This window comes from Flavobacterium gyeonganense, from assembly GCF_029625295.1.
Taxonomy (GTDB): domain Bacteria; phylum Bacteroidota; class Bacteroidia; order Flavobacteriales; family Flavobacteriaceae; genus Flavobacterium; species Flavobacterium gyeonganense.
In genome coordinates this window covers 3,184,136-3,202,992 of record NZ_CP121112.1, presented here as the reverse complement: position 1 = coordinate 3,202,992, position 18,857 = coordinate 3,184,136, and the positions used below count along the sequence as shown (strand labels likewise).

The following is an 18,857-nucleotide window of genomic DNA, read 5'->3' as shown; positions in this document are numbered from 1 at the left end:
GCAAAAATACAAAATTTTACAATTGACATATTTCTTATTCTAATTGCTTTTTAACAATTCCATACCGACAGCACATTTCATACAACCGTTAACATCACAATATTGACTTTTTAGCTGCAATAAAGATTGTGTTTCAAAGGCATTTTGAGATGTGATGCCAAATGAATTAAATTTTTCGATGATGGAATTTTTCTCAGGAGAGATGCCATCCAAAATAGAAATTAAATCTTCTGCTACCGATTCATTCAGCATTTTAGCATAAGCAAACTGTAAAGGGGTAATGGTATTTATGACTAATAAATCTATAAATGAGTTAGATAATGATTTTGTTTTTTTCAGACTTTCTTTATCAAATTGATAATGATTTTTCCAGTACAAACTGGTTGAGACATCAAATAATTTATAAATACTATTGATAGATTTCAACTCTATTATTTTAGAGAACAAGTTTTGGTACTGATGGTATAAAGCAGCTAACTGCGAAAGACGAATTGTAGGGAAATTATCTGGCCTGTGCTTAAAAAACTGAACCGGTTCTACATACACTTTTTCGATTTGATATTTGTGCAACAGATAAAAATACCTGAATTTCAAATCCTTAAAATAAACATCTTCTTTTTCTACATCCAGCAAACCAGTTGTACCAAAAAATAAAGCTTCAAGATTTTCAAGTTCAAAGCTTTCTTTTCGAATAATTGAAAAAGGAATTGATTTAGCTAATTGCAGAAATGCATTTCCATTTGTATTCAAACCAAAATTCTTCGCTAATAAACAAAACAATACCGCTTCCCAATCCTTATTTTTTTCTTTAAGCAAATCATAAATAGCTTGTGACTTTCTTTCTAAACGTTCAAAAAACAAGCGTTCCTGCCAGTTTTTAAAAACAAATCCCGGAACATAGGCAATTTGTTTTTCACAATAAATCCAAGATTTTGGAGATTTTAGTTTGTTGTAATTTAAAATAGTTTCCGGAGATACATAATCCTTTAAAACCAATACCGGGATTTCTGCGTTATTTTGTCTGTAAATATCAGCATCATATTCCCAGACAACATGCAATATTACATTTTCATAAGCTTTGTCCTTTTCATGAAGATGCAAATACCAGTCAGAAGCTTTTAAATGTATTTCAACATTTCCAGCCCATTTTTGATCCCCTATTTTTATTTGCGCATTAAAAAAATCAGGCCCTGCAAGTTCTAAGTAATTTCCTGTATTGATAATTGTAACTTCTTCCTTGTTTACCGTTTTTAAATTCAGGGTATCAAATTTTTTAAACCTCCAGAGATAATGAAGAAAATCTTCTTTCATTTTATTCGACTTTAATATTGTTTACAATACTCTAAAAATAGTACTAATATTACAATTTCAAAGTTTATTAAAAGAAAATTATTTCATTAAGTCAAGTTTAGAAAAAGTTTTTAGATTTTATAATAAAATTATTCCTTTGTATAAATTTCAATGTAAATAATTGTAAAAGGATCATAGTCGATATTTTTATTAAAAAGGATAACCAATAGCAATATTCAAAATTAGGTTATCTTTTCTCCAGGCACCGCTTCCAAAATCAATATCTTTAATTACCCAACGCTCTCCTTCAGGCAAATAGGGCTTCCTTAATGGAAGTGCCAAATCTGTTCTTAAAATAAAAAATGACACGTCAAATCGAAGACCAACACCTGCTCCTACCGCAATTTCTTTCATAAAATCTTTAGAAAACTCTGCCCCTGGTTTATTTGGATCTGCATTGACAAGCCAAATATTTCCAGCATCAACAAATGCGGCTCCTCGTACAATACTAAAAAGTTTTGCACGATATTCTGTGCTAAACTCTAATTTAAAATCTCCTGACTGGTCCGGAAGATAATTATTTGTTGTTATTGTATTCAAATAGCTTCCCGGCCCAAGCGATCTCGCCCTGAAAGCCCTGATACTATTAGTTCCTCCCACCACAAACTGTTTTGAGGTTGGTAAAATAGTTGAGTTCCCGTATGGCAATCCAAGTCCTACAATAACCCGGCTGGCCAATTCACTTTCTTTACTCAATTTTAAATAATGTCTGAAATCAGTTTTGATTTTCGCATATTGGCTAAACGGAACATCAAAAATTTCTTTCGTATCGTTCTTTTTTGCATTTGCACCTGAAAGCAAACCTGTTATATTACCGGCTAAATCTAATTCTCCGTTAAAGTAAAAAGTATTTTTTTTACGTTTTTGCATCGTATTGGTATACGTATACGAATATGTTGGCCCAAAAATCAATTGCTTTTCAATTATCCTTCCTAATGCTTCATCTTTCTGGATATCATCCAGATATTCTTGTGTTACATGATTTGGACTTACATAAGTAACATCAAGCAGATTTAGCTGATGTTCTTTACGGATGTTTTCTTTCCATAAATAACCAAATGAAGCTTTAAATGAATTCAAAGCATATAATTGCGTCCTGTTTTGATATTCATATCTTAAAGCAGCTTTTGTTCTTGGGATATATTCACTGGAACCCTGAATAGGAAAGAATGGCACAATAAATCTTGGCCAGGTCAAACTGGTTTCTGTTCCTAATCTGTATATATTTTTACCATTATTAGCTCCGGAAAGCTGAAAATCAGCTCCGCCAAAAACAGAAACTGTTAATAATTCGGCACCTCTGAATAAATTTCTGTTATTCCAATTGACATTAATTTCACTTCCGGTATAACTTGCAGAATTTGTTTTTCCCAATACCTCGACACGAATGAATTTTTTGGGTAAAAGCGTTAAATAATAATAAGAGTCCAAAGTCTTTGGCAAACTATCCGAAATTTTAAATTCGTTTTTTACAAAACTAAAAGTACCCAGATTTACAAACCGGTTTAAAGTAAGATTATGGTCTTTCCGATTGTACAAATCCCCCTTTTTAAATAATATAGTCCGGTCAAAAACCCTCGGTTCAAAAGTACGAGCTGTATCAATAATTGTAAAATCTTTGTACTGCACGATATCTTCAGACTTATATTTGACACTGTCCTTGGAGATGGAAAAATTAGGATAAACAAAAATCTTATCAATTTTATAAGAAGTAAGTGCCTTTGGCGGCACATCATCTTTTATCACTAATCTGATTTTTACTTCGTGATCTCCTTTACTGCTGTCTACTTTAGCCAGGATATAATCCGGATTAAAATAATAATATCCTCGTTCTTTAAGCCTTGCATCAATTCTTTCTCTTTCTGCTTTTATAACATCCAGATCATATGGATTCCCAACTTTCAATAAACTTCTTCGGCTTGATCTTCCAATGATTCTTGACATTGGCAAAGAATCATCAGGAAAAGTAACACTTTTAATTATATATCTTTTTTTTGGGACTACAATATATTCTGCAGTAGCTCTTTTATTTCGAACTGTAGAATCTGCACTTACCCGGGTTTTGAAATAGCCTTTATTTTCAGCAAAATTTCTTAAAACTGAAGCATTGTAATCCAAATCTACTTTACTAAAAAGCACAGGTTCCTCACCTACTTTTGTTCGAAGCCAATATCTGAACCCTTTCTCTTTTTTAGGTTGTCCTGCAATATTGTAGAACCATAGTTTAGGTCGAAGGCCCAGCAATTGTTTGTTAGGTTTGGGACGAAGCAATCCTTCTAATTCCTTTTCTAATGCTTTTCTGTCTTTCTTTTTAATAACAGAATCTTTTACTTTCACAGAACCGCCTGTGTACAACAATTCGCCTTCCGGCAGATATTTGGTGTTGCTGCATCCGAAAACAAAAAACAGGGACAAAACAACAAAATATTCCGTATACCTGTTCCGCATATTTTTATGTTTTAATTTCATTCCCTTCAATTTTATTTTCTTCGTCCAGATTCTCTTTTTCTTTTGCTTCTTGGTCTTTTTGCTTTTTTCTTTCCTTACGAATTCTTTCTTCCTGGATTATTTCCTTTTCCTTCGCACTTCTGTGAAAAAGTTCACGGAATTTATTGTAGCTCATCGTAATGATAAAAGCAATTCCTGTTTCAACCACCTGCCCTTCAACCGCTACCTGATATTCGTTTTTTCGATAAGCCCTGAGCATATACCGGCCATCTTTAGTAAGCTGATAATCCAAAGCAACGTCTCCGGCAATATTGGTACTTTCTTCGTTGGCACGTTCCTTTCCTTCAACTGCAAAACTACTGCCAACGGTAACTTTCAATCGGTCATCTAATAGTTTTTTAGAAACTCCAACATTCAGGTCAGTTCTGTTTTCCATACTTCCCGTTGTGTAATCTTCTGTAGATTCCAAATCAAATTCCAATTGAACACCTCTGATTAATTCTCCGGCAAAATCATTTAATTGCTGCGAAAGGATTTTACTCACACTCTGTCTGGCTAATGATTCTGCATTTGTACCACCACTCTCACTTGCAAACGGATTTTCACCAATAAATCTATTTAGTAATAAGAGTGCAAAAACCTGCTTATTTAATTCGGCCGGTTCTTGTCGTAATTGCTCCAGTTTTGCCTGCGAAGCTGTAACAATATCAGCTGACACATCATAATTACCATCCGGAAGAATAATGTCAAATGTGATTTCAGGTTTCAATAATTCGCCCTTCATTTTCAATAAAGTCTGAAACGGAATTTTCTGTTTGTAGGTATTTTTAACTGTTTGACTTGCTCCTCCTAACTGATTTCCGAGCAAATCAATTGGCGCTGTATTTACGTTATAGATTGCCGTAATATTTAAAGTTGCCATCGTAGGCTCACCGTTCCAAATAATAGAACTTCCTTTTTGAATATTAAATTTTCTACGGATCATATTGAAATTCATTTCGTACGCACCATCGGTAAATTCATATTTCCCTGTTAAAGTTGTTTTTCCAGAAGGGTCAATTCCGCCTGTCAATTGCGCTTCGCCTTTTAAATTCAGATAATCACCGTTTCCTTTGTCAATAACAAGGGTAAGTTCAGCTTCTTTATCAATCGAAATATCAACACTAACATCCATTCCTAGCAATTCTGACTGATTTAGTTTTTGTTCCATTTCGGCAGTTTGTCTCAAATATTGATTGTCTTCATCAACAAACTCCACAATACCTTCTCTGTCAGCAATAGACGGATCTGATTGTGGCAAAACTACCGTAAACTTCGTCTCTTTATTCACTTTGATTGTACCGCCGATTACAGGGTTTTCAAGTGTCCCTTTTACATTCAGTTTTGTATCCAAAAACAAATCCCCGTAAAACAAATCATTGTCAGCAGCTTTAGAATTTATAGCTCTGAAATCATTAGCCGTAATATTTAATACAAAATTATATTTCCTGAAATCAGGTGATTGGATAGTTCCGTCCAGCGATAATTCATTATCATTTTCGTCCTGAAATGTAAATTTATCAAAAGTGATTGTACCGTTATCAAAAGTGATTTTTTCCTGATCGGTTTTAAAATAAGAATTCAACTGTGTTACACGGAAAGCTGCGTCGTTAAAACTAAGTTCTCCGTTAATTTTAGGAGCAGCTGTAGTACCCTGAACCTTAAAATTTCCTGACAAATATCCTTTCCCTTCAGAAATATTATCCATGCTGAATCCCTGAATACTCTCTATATTAAGTTTTTTTATTGCTACATCAAAATCAAAAGTACCTCCTTTAATGGCATAATCACCTGTAAGACTTACATCATTGCCTTCATCACTCAACTGTACATTTGCAGCAAGCACATTAGCCGTTTTATTGTCTACTTTTATTTCTAAATCGCCTACTTTTTCACCTTTAAAAGTAAAATCATCAATTTTTAGATCAGAAGTAAAAATTGGATTTGTCATAACATTTTCGACAATAGCGTTTCCGTTAATAAGACCCTGCATCAGTAATTTGTCCTTTTTGACAATATTCATGATGGTTTCAATTTTGAAATTCACAAAATCAACTTCAATTGGAGCATTATTTTGAGTTCCTTCTGATTGAATCTTCAATTCATTTCCGGCATTTTCCAGAAAAAATTTATTAACATACAATTGATTTTTTCCAAATTCAATTGTATTTTCAGGATCAATATTCCATTTATCATAATTCAATACAAAATTTTCAGCATCTATTTTAAAGATGTTTTTAGAATTTTCGGCCTTAAATTCACCCCCAACAAAATATTGCTGTTTGTCTTTTGCATCTTTTACTTCAAGTGCATAATCCAGAATATTCTCTTCTACTTTTCCTGATAAACTCGTAAACGGAATTTTTAACGATCCGCTTTCTATCGTAGCTACGGAGACCGAATATTCTAAAGCATTTTCTTTTGCTTGAATATTTATTTTTCCGCCAGAAATAGTATTTTCTGCATAAACAATTCTAGGTATAGTCCCTTTAACCTGAAGGGAATCTGTTTGGTTATTGTAGTTTCCAGTAATGGTTAAAGGCTCTAAACCTGTAAGTTTCGGAATTAGTTTAAATAATACAGGATCATTATCTACTTTTAAGGTAAAAGCAAGACGTTGTTCGTCAGATTCTGCATTTACTTTCGGATTTTTAAGATCAATGTATTTAGAAATTGACTTTTTAATTGCCGTAGTCAGGGTTGTCAGTTTATATTTCCCTACTACTTCGGCTTTTAAAAACTGGGATGATATTTTTATCGAATTGCTGTCTTTATCGGCAAAAGCCAAAACTCTGATGGAATCTAAAACAATTGGTTCCTTTTTTTGCAAGATCTGAATATTGGAAAGAAACACTTTTCCGTTTAGATAATCCGGATTGCTATTGGAAATATCAGCATCCACATTTCCACGGAGTTTCATCGGTCCGGCATGAAGATTCAGTTTTTCCAGATCGGCAATATCGAGATTAAGTTTTAGTTTTATGGTTGGATATTTTTGTTTTGTATCACCGCTTGCTGTTAAATCAAAATTCAGATTTGGATCTTTCATGCCAGATTTCACAGCAAAAGATCCGTTTTCAATATTTCCTTTTAAAGCTAAATCTCTGTAAGTATATCTGTTAAAAACTGCTTTCTGTACTAAACCATCAATCGCTGCATTTGCTGTTTTTGGATTTAATCCATTCCCTTTAACTTTTGCTTTAAGCGTAATTTTTCCGACAGAATCATTTTTAATTAATCTTCCCAAGTCAAATTCTTCAAGGCTTACAGAAGCATCGTATCGCTCTCGATTTTTCACACGCTGATCAAATATCCCGTCAACTTTTGCATTACCGAAACTGCTGTTTAAAGCCAGATTGGTTTTAAAATTCTGAACTGAACCTTTAAATTTCCCTTTTAAATTAATTTGTGATGGCAGCTGAATGTTTTTCGGAATTGTTCCGGCAGGTATAAAAGTATTAATGTCTTTTGATGTGCTTGAAAGATTTTTAATATCCAAATCATAATACGATTTCTTAGCATCCGGAAGTCCTTTTATTTTCCCCGAAAAAGAAACTCTTGTAGTTCCGATTCCGCTCATTTCGAACTTTGGAATGTTCAGGTCTTTTATTTTTCCGTTTATACGTGTGTTTAGATACAAGATTGCATTTGGATTACTTTTAAACGGATTTTGCTTCTGCAAATCAGGGGCAAAAAGCAAAATATCCTTAAATCCGATTTTGGACTGATTTAAATTAGCATCAACAGACAGATCTCCAAGATCTTTTTTTAGCGAAGCAATAGATTTATAAGTGACCTTGATTTTATCTTTAACCAGCGTTTGAGGCGTTCTTACGTATAAGTTATTCAGGGATGCATTTTTTGGACCGTAGAAAAAGTCTGTTTTTAAAGACTGAATAGTTAAGCCACTTTTTTCTGTAACGGCCAATGCTTTAATATTTCCCGAAATCGTATCGTTTGCATAATATAATTTATCGGCTTTCAAATTGAATTTATCCAAATCCAAATGACTGTAATCAATCCCTTTTTGAACAGGTTTTGACTGCATATCATCAAATTTAAAATCTATATTCTGTATGTCAACATCGGCCAGTTTTACTTTCCAGCCTGCTTGTTTTATTGCGGTTGTGTCGAGGCTTGGTGCCTTAATCTGCTTATCCTTTGCACCCAGTCGTAGATTTCCTTTAAGATTTTTAATTTCAAAAGCATTAAAATCCAAAAGCTGTTTATTAAGATCGATTTCATTAACTGTTAAATTTAAGGTTCCTAATCGGATTCCGGAATTTAATCTGGAATCTTTATTATCGTATAAAATATCAATTTTGGACAAATTGATTTTATCTAATTTTAATTTGAAATCTTTTCGTTTGGAAATGGTTTCGGCCGTCTTGACCGAAACTTCAGCCGCTTTTTCAACCGCTTCCTGATTTAAAACCAATTTTAATCCATTAAGATTAATTTTGGGAATATCAAAATTCATTTTGTCTAAATCGAAGGCATTGAATTTTGTGTCAAAATGTGAAACGTTTACCGCAATATCATTTTTTGAAAAATCATCTTTAAAGTTGAATTTTACATGATCCAGATTGACTTTTACAACAGATATCTGAAAAGGTTTTGCATCCGGATCTTCAACTTTTGGCTCTTTTGATTCAAAAGCTTTAATGATGTAATCGAAGTTAAAAACACCATCCTTATTTCTGGAAATATTTGCTTTTACATTTTCAAGTGAAACCGAATTGATTTCGAGTTCATTGCTCACCAGTTTGAACAAATCAACGTCAACTTCCAGACGTTTTCCTGCTAATAAAGTATCTTTGTTCTGGTCTTCAAAATAAAAACCTTCCAGCACTACATCTTTTGGAAATTTTATTGATATATGATCTAACGAAACTTTGGTGTTAATTTTATTATGGAGGTAAGTAATGGCCTTATCCTTAACAAAATTCTGGACTGACGGAACCTGGATTAAAACGATAAGAAGTAATAAAAAGGCAACTATAGAACCCACGCACCATAAGAGAATACGTAGTGTTTTTTTAAAATAATGAATGTTCTTTTTATTCATATGTCAATAAAACACATTAAGATTGAAGTTGCACTATTGTAAGACTGTATTTCTACAGTTTACAAAATTGTAATTTTTAAGTCTTAACAATTTACATAATTACAGTCAATTATTCTAAAATTACACTGTAAATTAGTTAATTTTCTTACCTGAAAAAAGATTCAGCAATGAAATGTTTTTTTTATAGACACCTAAAATTTTTGAAATTTTAGAACCTTATATTCGGTGATTTTTTATTCAGCAATTTTATCTTTTGTTGTAACTTTTCCAGAAATTTTTTGTGTTGCTCTGAATCTGGATTAAAGCTTCTGTGGCGAAGGCTTTTGTGAATTTCATCGACTTCTTTCATAATAGAAAAACTGGTTTCTGAAATATAGCTTTCGCTGAAAAGCTTCCAGATATAATCAATGGCGATTTGGTTGGGATGAAGCATATCTTCACTATAAAAACGATAATCGCGAAGTTCATCCATCATGATTTCATAGGAAGGGAAATAGTTTGTAGTTGATGGTTGGTAGTTGATCGTTTTATGCAGAGCGGTAAATAAATGCGATTTACTCAATTGGTTTTCTGTAAAACCATCTTTGATATGACGCACTGGCGAAATGGTAAAAATGAAGTTTATATTTGGATTTACAGTCTGGATCAATTCAATTGTATTTTGAATACTTTTCTCAATAATTTCAACAGCCAATAATTGTTTTGAAAACTGTTTTTGCGGAACTTTATGACAATTAGCAACGATTTGATCAGTTTCAATGTTCCTGTAAACCCAGGAAGTTCCGTATGTGATAATTATGTGTGTTGCTTCCTGAAGCTTTTTATAAGTTTCGGTAATGGTTTTATTTAATGTTTCCAATAATTCTGCTCTGTCAGAATTACTCAAATCTGAATGCACTTCAAAACTATGCCAGCGCTCATTGTGAAAAAAAATGTCTTTTTCCTGAAAGAAATCCTGCTCACAAACTCTTCGAAACAAACTCTCAATCGAAACCGGATTAAAAATTATCCCAAATGGATTTGTTACATTTTGAAACTTAAAATAATCAAATTTCGCTGCCATGTTTTCTGCAAAACACGAACCAATAGAAAGTACTTTCGAATTATAATCGATTGGATTGTTACTTTTTGAAACTGGAATTTGTGTTCTGAATTGCATGGCTTTTATTTTAAAAACAAATTTCGCTCATTTCTTATAAACAAAAAACCAAATACGAAAGTATTTGGCTCTTTATAATTTTTAACAAAGTCCTTTTATTATTTAATAGAAAAACTCCACTGTAGCTGTTTCCCCCTCTTCATCTTCAACACTTTTTGTAGGATACCCAGCTGAATTATAAGTAAAAATATAAGTAGCTGTTATTTCATTATAATCAAGATCTTTTTCAGAAACGATATTATGTAATATTCCTGAAGCTTCACTATCTTCAAAAGCTAATTTATCAAATCCTAAAACATTTTTCATTGGATTGTTTTTATCATCATAGATATAGCTTCTGCTTGGACTATAATTCGTAGTTATTTTAGTTACTTCTCCGCCTGTAAAAATTACTTTCCCGTCTCCGTCAAACACAGTTTGTGTTTTATCATCACCACTGTAGCTTTTTATAGAAACTGATCCATCATTATTATAAGTATAAACTTCTTTACTACCCCACTCATCAAAAGGTTCAACTCTTATGAAGGTAATCAATCTATTATTTGAGTCGTATTCATAAGTATTTATTTGATCTACAGCCCCACCAGGGAGTTTATATTCTATTTTTGTAATCAAGTCCCCTGTGTAAGTAAAATAACGATCAAATTCTCCCTGACTATCTGTTATACTAACAATTTTATTACCATTGTATTTGTAAGTTACGGTAACTTTTTCTCCATCAGAATCTGTTGTAATTGTTTTTTTCAATAATACCGTATCTGAAGAACCTGAAGATGAATCATCATCACTTGAACAAGAAGTTAGTGCAAAAGCCAAAGCACCAAAAAAGCATAAAATTTTTTTCATTTTTGTAGATTTAGGTCATTAATATTTCCTACAAATGAAACAAAATCACAAGTAAAAACCTAACTTGTTTTAATAATAAAAAACCGAAAATAATTAATTAATAAAAATTATTAATATGCAATAATCACAACTTTCTAAAGGACAGACTTGTAAACAATTCATTATTCGATAAAAAAAATTACTGTTTTTTATAATTTAAATTATGGTTTAAAAATTAACTTTTAAATACAACAAAATCCGCCAAATGATGCCTGTCTATTTTGTACTTTTGTATTTCTTCTTTTTAATTATAAATCTCTTATGAAATTATTATACTCCTATATAATCAAACATAAAATGCTTTTATTTTTTGCTTTGATTATGGCTACTATAAACATTTGTTTCAGTTTATCAGACTCTATTATTACAGGTAAATTAATGCAGGACTGCGGCGTTGGTTTGCATAAATATGACGGAAATGTAAATGGTTTTATAAAATCATTGTCTTTTTGGTTGGGACTTTCCCTTGGCGCGGCAATGATTTCAAGAATTACCAAAAATTTTCAGGATTATTTTACCAATGTTGTTATTCAGCGTACAGGTGCCCAAATGTATACTGATGGAATTAAAAAATCACTCGATTTGCCTTATGCCGAATTTGAAGATCAGCGAAGCGGTGAAACTTTAAGTAAACTAACCAAAGTACGTTCAGATTCTGAAAAATTAATTACACTTTCAATTTCACTTATTTTTCAAACTATCATCGGTTTTGTATTCGTTATCGTTTATATTGCCCGAATCGATTATCGTATTTCGCTTATCTTTTTAGTTACAGCTCCAATTATTGCTTTGGTAAGTTCTTATCTGGGCAAAAAAATAAAAATCGTTTCCAGAAAAATTGTGAATCAAACCAATGCACTGGCAGGTTCAACAACCGAAAGTTTAAGAAATATTGAATTGGTAAAAAGTCTTGGATTAACATATCAGGAAGAAAAGCGTCTGAACCTGAACACTTTTAAGATTCTGCAGCTTGAATTAGAAAAGGTTCGCTTTATCAGAAGTTTAAGTTTTATTCAGGGTACAACGGTTCACTTTTTAAGGACTTGCGTTGTTTTTACATTATATTATTTCCTTTTTGGAGGAAAAATTATTGTAGGTGATTTACTTACTATGGTATTTTTTACCTTTTTTATTTTTGGCCCTTTACAGGAATTGGGAAACTTTATAATCGTGCTTAACGAAACTAAAGTTTCAATGGAAAATTTCAGGATCCTTTTAAATGCTCCAAAAGAATTTTGCCCGAAAACCCCAAAACATGTTGGAGCAATTCAATCTTTATTATTTTCGAATGTAAGTTTCCAGCACAAAACAGCCAAATTTAAAGCCGTTGAAAACATCAATTTTGAAATCAAACAAGGTCAAACCGTTGCCTTCGTTGGTCCATCTGGTTCCGGAAAAACAACTTTGGTTAAATTATTAGTCGGATTATATACTCCTGCAGAAGGTCAGGTTTTTTATAATGATATTGATTCGACAGAAATTGACCTGCTCGATTTAAGAAAACAACTCGGATTTGTAACTCAGGATGCCCAATTATTCTCGGGAACAATCCGGGAAAATTTATTGTTTGTAAAACCAAATGCTACTGATGAGGATTTACACAATGCATTAAAAAAAGCCAGTTGCGAAAAATTATTAGTTCGTGCCGAAGATGGTTTAAATAGCACTATAGGAGAAGGAGGAATAAAAGTTTCAGGAGGAGAAAAGCAAAGATTATCAATCGCAAGAGCTATTTTAAGAAATCCGAATTTATTGATTTTTGATGAAGCGACTTCTGCTTTGGATTCTATTACCGAAGAAGAAATCAATGCTACAATTAGAAATATTTCAGATCAAAACAGAATCACGGTTTTAATCGCCCATCGCTTGTCTACAGTAATGCATGCTGACAGAATTTTTGTTTTGGAACAGGGAAAAATCATCGAACAGGGAAAACATGATGACTTAATTGCAGAAAGAGGTTTATATTATGCTATGTGGCGCCAGCAGATTGGGGAAAGAAAATAGTTTAAAAATAGAATATTATATTTTTTTAAAATTGAAGTTTTCTTCTTTATCAAAAAGCAAAAGCCCTTTCATGAAAGGGCTTTTGCTTTTTGATAACAGTCTTTTTATTTAATAAATGTACTCATATGTTTCGTCACCCTGTACAGATTTAATTAAATAGTTATCCGAATTATATGTGTTTTTATACGTAAAAGTGCCTGTCTCAACTCCTCCTGTATTTTCTGTTATTTTTGATATGTTATTAACCGAGTTAGCTTCCTGATCAAAAATACCTGAATCTAATAAGAAAGTATATCCTGTTATACTTTTAAAAGGATTATTTTTATTGTCATACTCAACTGTATTTACGAAATCATTAAATTCAGCTTTAATTATGTTACCATTAGCATCTAAAGTTAATATACTGGATGAATCTTGTATCTCTTGCTGTGTAATTGGATTAATTAAAACTGTAATGGTCGAAATTGTTCCATCAGTATTATAAGTGTATGTCTTCTTTCTACTTGAAGAGTTTGGTGAAACCTCGAGAAAAGACTTTAATTTATTATTCTCATACGTAAATGTTGTTGTCGTTGAATTATCTTCACCATCTTCAGTATAAATTGCTTTTGTTATTAAATCCCCTGTATAAGTAAATACTATTTTAGTACCGTCATCATAATTTAAACTATCAATTTTGTTTCCAGTATAAGAATACGTTGTTGTAGTGTTCTCCCCAGCTTGAGAGCCATACGTGTATATTTGCTTTTTAGGCAAAAGCGAATTTTCTTCAGAAGAATCATTAGTACAAGAAGCCAGTAGTAAAATTAAAGCACCAAATAAGCATAATTTTTTTTCATTTTTATTTATTTTAAATTTCCTACAAATGAACTACTATTAAAACAAAAAAACTAACCATTTCAAATAAAAACCCAAAAAAGTTAAGTTCCTTTTTTGGGTCTTTGTTATATTAATAATTTGAAAATGAATTTTAACCAAACCTTTATTTTACAAATTGACTTGCATTTGCTAAAGCTTGTTGAATCCCCCCTGCATTTTTACCTTTTCCGGAAGCAAAGAAAGGTTGCCCCCTCCATTTCCTTCAATATATTTCCCTAATTCTTTAATTACAGCATTCGCGTTTAAGTTTTTAGCAGCTACTAATTCTTTAGAAATGTAACAGTGAATATTTGGCTGGCCATCTTCTACAGAAGCTAAAAACACAAACGAATCCGGTTTGGAACTTCCTAATGCAGCAGCTAAATCTTTCGTCGAAGCCATGCTTAAATCTACTTGTTTAGCAAGAAAATGTACACCATTTACTTCTTGGAAATCTTTTTCTAATTCCGATTTTAGTGCGCCAACTTTTTCTTTAAGTAATTGCTCAACTTGTTTTTTCAGCTTAGCATTATCATCCTGAAGAGAAGCAACAGATTTTAAAATATCCTGTGGATTTTTTAATGTTTCTTTTATTTCTGCTAATGTATTTTGCTGGTTCACATAGAAGTTTTTCACTGCATCGCCTGTAATTGCTTCAATACGACGAATTCCAGCTGCAACAGCGCCTTCAGAAATAATTTTGAAATGCCAGATCTCAGCAGTATTTTTTACGTGAATACCTCCACATAATTCCTTACTATCTCCAAATTCGATCATACGAACATTGTCTCCGTATTTTTCTCCAAATAAAGCCATTGCACCTTTATCTAATGCTTCTTTAATCGGGATATTTCTGTGTTCTACCAATTGCAATTGCGCTTCAATCTGAGCGTTTACAGAAGCTTCAACTTGTTTGATTTCTTCGTCAGAAACTTTGCTGAAATGAGAGAAGTCAAAACGCAGATAGTTTGGATTCACCAATGAACCTTTTTGCTCCACATGCGTTCCTAAAATATTTCTCAAAGCCAAGTGCATCAAGTGCGTAGCCGAGTGGTTTTTGGATGTTGCTATTCTTAAATCGGTATTAACTTTTGCCACAAAACCTGCTTCTATGTTTTCAGGAAGTTGTTTTGCAAAATGCAAAATCAAATTGTTTTCTTTCTTTGTATCAATGATTTCGATTGTTTCGTTTGCAGAAACCAATGTTCCCTTATCTCCTACTTGACCTCCGCCTTCTGGATAAAAAGGTGTATTATCTAAAACGATTTGGTACAAAATACCATCTTTTTTAGAATCAACTTTTCTGATACGAGTGATTTTTACTTCGTTTTCTGTTTTATCATAACCAACAAATGTTTCTACATTTCCGGGAATCAAAACATTCCAGTCTTCTGTTGAAACTTCAGATGCTGCACGAGAACGTGTTTTTTGTTTTTGCAATTCAACTTCAAATTCTGCTTCATTATAAGAGAATCCTTTTTCTTTTAGAATTAAAGCTGTCAAATCTTTTGGGAATCCGAAAGTATCGTATAATTCAAAAACCTTAGCGCCTAAAACTTCTTGTCCTTTAGTTTCTGCAATTACATTATCCAGCAATTGTAATCCCTGATCAAGCGTTCTTAAGAAAGAAGCTTCTTCTTCACGAATTACATTCGTAACCAATTGTTGTTGTGATTTAATTTCCGGGAAAAATTCTCCCATTTGGTCTGCCAGAACTTCTACCAGTTTATTGATAAAAGGTTCTTTAGTATTTAGGAATGTAAATCCGTAACGAATGGCACGACGTAAAATTCTACGAATTACGTAACCGGCACCAGTGTTAGATGGTAATTGTCCGTCAGCAATTGCAAAAGCAACCGCACGAACGTGATCTACCACAACACGAATCGCAATATTTGTTTTATTTTGTTTTTCTTGTATTGACAAGTCGCGACTTGTCATTGCATCGTTTGAAGTGTATTTTAATCCCGTAATTTGCTCTACTTTTTCGATAAGCGGTGTAAAAACATCCGTATCATAATTTGATGTTTTTCCTTGCAAAGCCATACACAAACGTTCAAATCCCATTCCGGTATCAACGTGTTGTGCAGGAAGTTTTTCTAACGATCCGTCAGCTTTACGGTTGAATTCCATGAATACATTATTCCAGATTTCAACTACCTGCGGATGATCGTTATTTACCAAACTTTTTCCTGTAACTAAAGCTTTTTCAGCTTCCGGACGTAAATCAACGTGAATTTCAGAACAAGGTCCGCATGGTCCCTGATCTCCCATTTCCCAGAAATTGTCTTTTTTGTTTCCAAGAATAATTCGGTCTTCATCGATTAATGTTTTCCAGATATCCCAAGCTTCCTGGTCAAAAGGGACATTATCTTCTTTACTTCCTTCAAAAACAGAAACATAAAGATTTTCTTTTGGAATTTTATAAACTTCAGTCAAAAGCTGCCAAGCCCAGTTGATCGCTTCTTTTTTGAAATAATCACCAAAAGACCAGTTTCCTAACATTTCAAACATGGTATGATGATAGGTATCAAAACCTACATCTTCAAGATCATTATGTTTTCCTGAAACACGAAGACATTTTTGCGTATCGGCTATTCTAGGGCTTTTTGGAGTTCCGTTTCCTAAGAAAAATTCTTTAAACTGGGCCATTCCCGAGTTATTGAACATAAGGGTTGGGTCGTCTTTTAGCACGATTGGAGCAGATGGAACAATTAAGTGTCCGTTGCTCTTAAAAAAGTCCAGAAATTGTTTACGTACGTCTTGTGATTTCATATTTTAATTAGAAAATGTATCTGTTTTAATGTGTCAATTTGAAAATTAGACAATTAGATAATTTGTGAACTTTGATAATGTATTAATTTCGAAATCGATAATAAAAAACTAATCGTTTAAAACAATAAATTCCTTATTTTGCGCATTATCTAAATTATCTAATTCCCCAATTATCTAATTAATTTTGTTCTTGAAAAAAAGCCACGAACAACTGAAACATTTACTAATTTTGTTCGTTTGACTAATTTTACAAGCTACAAAAATAGGGTATTTTAAAATATGGCGAAAGTAAAATATTATTACGACTCAGAAAATCTGGCGTATACGAAAATAAAAACAAAAAAGAGAATCAAAATTGGTTACGGATTCTTGTTTATACTAGCTTCAGCACTGTTTGGTTTTTTAATATTTGTCCTTTTAATCAATACTTCCTATTTTGAAACGCCAAAAGACCGGTTACAGGCCCGGGAAATTGAGAATTTAAAAATACAATATGCGATTTTAAATAAAAGAATGGATGAAATTGATGACGTAGCTGAGGCCTTGGAAGACAGGGATAATAATATTTACAGAACTTACTTTAACAAAACCGAAATTCCGGATTCTATCAGAAAAGCAGGATTTAAAGATAGCAAAAGATATAAAGATTTAGAAGGATATAATAATTCTCAATTGGTCCTAAACACTACTAAACGGATTGATCAGCTTTCGAAAGAACTGGCTATCCAGTCAAAATCATTAGATGTGATATTAAAGCTGGCCAGCACTAAAAAGAATTTATTAGCCGCAATTCCTGCCATTCAGCCAGTACAAAATGAAAATTTAAAACGGGTAGCATCTGGTTTTGGATATAGAATTGATCCTTTCACGAAAGTTCGAAAAATGCATAACGGAATGGATTTCACAGCTAATACTGGCGCTCCAGTTTATGCTACCGGTGATGGTATTGTGGCAAGGGCTGACAATTCTGCATCAGGGTTTGGCAACCATGTGGTCATCAGGCACGGTTTTGGATATGAAAGTTTATATGCTCATTTAAGCAAATACAATTGCAGGCCCGGCCAGCGTGTCAAACGTGGCGATGTGATTGGGTATGTAGGAAGTACCGGAAGATCAGAAGGACCGCATTGTCATTATGAAGTACACAAGGATGGAAAAGTCGTGAATCCGCTGAATTTTTATTACGGAAACATTTCGGCTGTAGAATATGTTGCGATTTCACATTTGGCAAATCAGGAGAACCAATCATTAGATTAATACTGCAAAAAGTAGTAAGTTTGAATAAAATAGAAAAACAAAGATCATGCATATTGAGCTTTCTAAAGACAAAAGATATTTCAGCATTGGCGAAGTAGCTAAAGCATTTAATGTCAATGCCTCTTTGATACGATTTTGGGACAGTGAATTTGACATTCTCAAACCTAAAAAGAATGCCAAAGGCAACAGAATGTTTACACCTGAAGATATTACAAATTTACAATTAATTTATCATTTGGTCAAAGAGCGCGGTTTTACACTTGAAGGAGCTAAAACACATTTAAAGGAAGGCCAGAAGAAAACATTAGATAAATTCGAAATAATACGTAAATTAGAGTCCATAAAAACACAACTAACAGATATAAAAAACGAATTGTAATTAAAAATTGAAATAAACTTAAATTAAAAAAATATGAAAAAGTGGTTAATCCCCGTAGGAATTATTGTAGCGCTTATTGCAATTATCGCATTTTGGTCAATTGGAATTAAAAATACTGCTTTGCAGCATAGCCAGGCCGTAAATAAAGACTGGGGAAATGTACAAACAGCTTACCAGAGACGTAATGATCTTATTGGGAACTTAGTAAATACCGTAAAAGGTGCGGCTAATTTTGAAAAAGAGACATTAACAGCTGTAATTGAAGCAAGAGCAAAAGCTACTTCAGTAACGGTTGACCCAAGCAATGTAACTCCGGAACAATTAGCACAATTCAATCAGGCACAAAGCGGGGTAAGCTCGTCTTTATCAAGATTATTAGTATCTGTTGAGCAATATCCAACATTAAAAGCAAATGAAAACTTCCTGAAATTACAAGATGAGCTTGCTAGTACCGAAAACCAGATTTTAACTGCAAGAACACGTTTTAATGAATCAGTTCAGGTTTACAACGGATATATTTTGAAAATCCCTAATAGCTGGTTCCTGAGCGAATACAAAGAAAAACCATATTTTGAAGCTTCTACCGGAGCAGACAAACCAGTTGAAGTAAAATTCTAAAATAAAAAATCGTA

Annotated in this window: 10 protein-coding genes and 1 pseudogene; 4 read left to right on the top strand and 7 right to left on the bottom strand. The window is 32.8% G+C overall.

All coding sequences use genetic code 11. From position 1 onward, the window contains the following. Positions 1-39: 39 nt before the first annotated feature. From P5P89_RS13850 to P5P89_RS13830, 5 genes are all read right to left on the bottom strand, one after another. A complete protein-coding gene (locus P5P89_RS13850; protein ID WP_278008865.1) occupies positions 40-1,311 on the bottom strand; it encodes a DUF2851 family protein in 1,272 nt (423 codons plus the stop codon). A 189-nt stretch (positions 1,312-1,500) separates the two neighbouring features. After that, positions 1,501-3,819, bottom strand: a complete 2,319-nt coding sequence (gene tamL, locus P5P89_RS13845) for a translocation and assembly module lipoprotein TamL (protein ID WP_278008864.1) — start codon at positions 3,817-3,819, stop codon at positions 1,501-1,503. Continuing rightward, positions 3,803-8,905, bottom strand: coding sequence for a translocation/assembly module TamB domain-containing protein (locus tag P5P89_RS13840; protein ID WP_278008863.1), 5,103 nt, complete (start codon positions 8,903-8,905; stop codon positions 3,803-3,805). Before P5P89_RS13840 ends, tamL begins: the two co-directional genes overlap by 17 nt. Before the next feature lie 208 nt (positions 8,906-9,113). Next, the gene (locus P5P89_RS13835) at positions 9,114-10,064 is read right to left on the bottom strand and encodes a GSCFA domain-containing protein (protein ID WP_278008862.1); all 951 of its coding nucleotides are present in this window, start codon (positions 10,062-10,064) and stop codon (positions 9,114-9,116) included. Between the two features lie 102 nt (positions 10,065-10,166). Then, positions 10,167-10,910, bottom strand: a complete 744-nt coding sequence (locus P5P89_RS13830) for a hypothetical protein (RefSeq protein WP_278008861.1) — start codon at positions 10,908-10,910, stop codon at positions 10,167-10,169. Between the two features lie 300 nt (positions 10,911-11,210). On the opposite strand from P5P89_RS13830, the gene P5P89_RS13825 reads away from it, so the two are divergent. Then, a complete protein-coding gene (locus tag P5P89_RS13825) occupies positions 11,211-12,956 on the top strand; it encodes an ABC transporter ATP-binding protein (RefSeq protein WP_278008860.1) in 1,746 nt (581 codons plus the stop codon). A 108-nt stretch (positions 12,957-13,064) separates the two neighbouring features. On the opposite strand, the gene P5P89_RS13820 is transcribed toward P5P89_RS13825, so the two are convergent. Further along, the gene (locus tag P5P89_RS13820; RefSeq protein WP_278008859.1) at positions 13,065-13,712 is read right to left on the bottom strand and encodes a hypothetical protein; all 648 of its coding nucleotides are present in this window, start codon (positions 13,710-13,712) and stop codon (positions 13,065-13,067) included. A gap of 226 nt (positions 13,713-13,938) precedes the next feature. Continuing rightward, a pseudogene (gene alaS / locus P5P89_RS13815) lies at positions 13,939-16,589 on the bottom strand (alanine--tRNA ligase). A gap of 279 nt (positions 16,590-16,868) precedes the next feature. Here alaS and P5P89_RS13810 point away from each other — a divergent pair. The 3 genes from P5P89_RS13810 to P5P89_RS13800 are packed head-to-tail and all read left to right on the top strand — an operon-like array spanning position 16,869 to position 18,843. Beyond that, entirely contained in the window at positions 16,869-17,846 is a 978-nt protein-coding gene (locus P5P89_RS13810) for a peptidoglycan DD-metalloendopeptidase family protein (protein WP_278008858.1), read from the top strand. Between the two features lie 46 nt (positions 17,847-17,892). Beyond that, complete coding sequence (locus P5P89_RS13805) at positions 17,893-18,225, top strand: MerR family transcriptional regulator (RefSeq protein ID WP_269234921.1); 333 nt, start codon at positions 17,893-17,895, stop codon at positions 18,223-18,225. A 33-nt stretch (positions 18,226-18,258) separates the two neighbouring features. After that, positions 18,259-18,843, top strand: coding sequence for a LemA family protein (locus tag P5P89_RS13800; protein WP_278008857.1), 585 nt, complete (start codon positions 18,259-18,261; stop codon positions 18,841-18,843). Positions 18,844-18,857 lie beyond the last annotated feature (14 nt).

Bases quoted from the DNA above. Each gene is read 5' to 3' on its own strand.
- P5P89_RS13840 (WP_278008863.1), bottom strand. From the start codon at position 8,905: ATGAATAAAAAGAACATTCATTATTTTAAAAAAACACTACGTATTCTC.
- P5P89_RS13810 (WP_278008858.1), top strand. From the start codon at position 16,869: ATGGCGAAAGTAAAATATTATTACGACTCAGAAAATCTGGCGTATACG.
- P5P89_RS13830 (WP_278008861.1), bottom strand. From the start codon at position 10,910: ATGAAAAAAATTTTATGCTTTTTTGGTGCTTTGGCTTTTGCACTAACT.
- P5P89_RS13825 (WP_278008860.1), top strand. From the start codon at position 11,211: ATGAAATTATTATACTCCTATATAATCAAACATAAAATGCTTTTATTT.
- P5P89_RS13800 (WP_278008857.1), top strand. From the start codon at position 18,259: ATGAAAAAGTGGTTAATCCCCGTAGGAATTATTGTAGCGCTTATTGCA.
- tamL (WP_278008864.1), bottom strand. From the start codon at position 3,819: ATGAAATTAAAACATAAAAATATGCGGAACAGGTATACGGAATATTTT.
- P5P89_RS13850 (WP_278008865.1), bottom strand. From the start codon at position 1,311: ATGAAAGAAGATTTTCTTCATTATCTCTGGAGGTTTAAAAAATTTGAT.
- P5P89_RS13835 (WP_278008862.1), bottom strand. From the start codon at position 10,064: ATGCAATTCAGAACACAAATTCCAGTTTCAAAAAGTAACAATCCAATC.
- P5P89_RS13805 (WP_269234921.1), top strand. From the start codon at position 17,893: ATGCATATTGAGCTTTCTAAAGACAAAAGATATTTCAGCATTGGCGAA.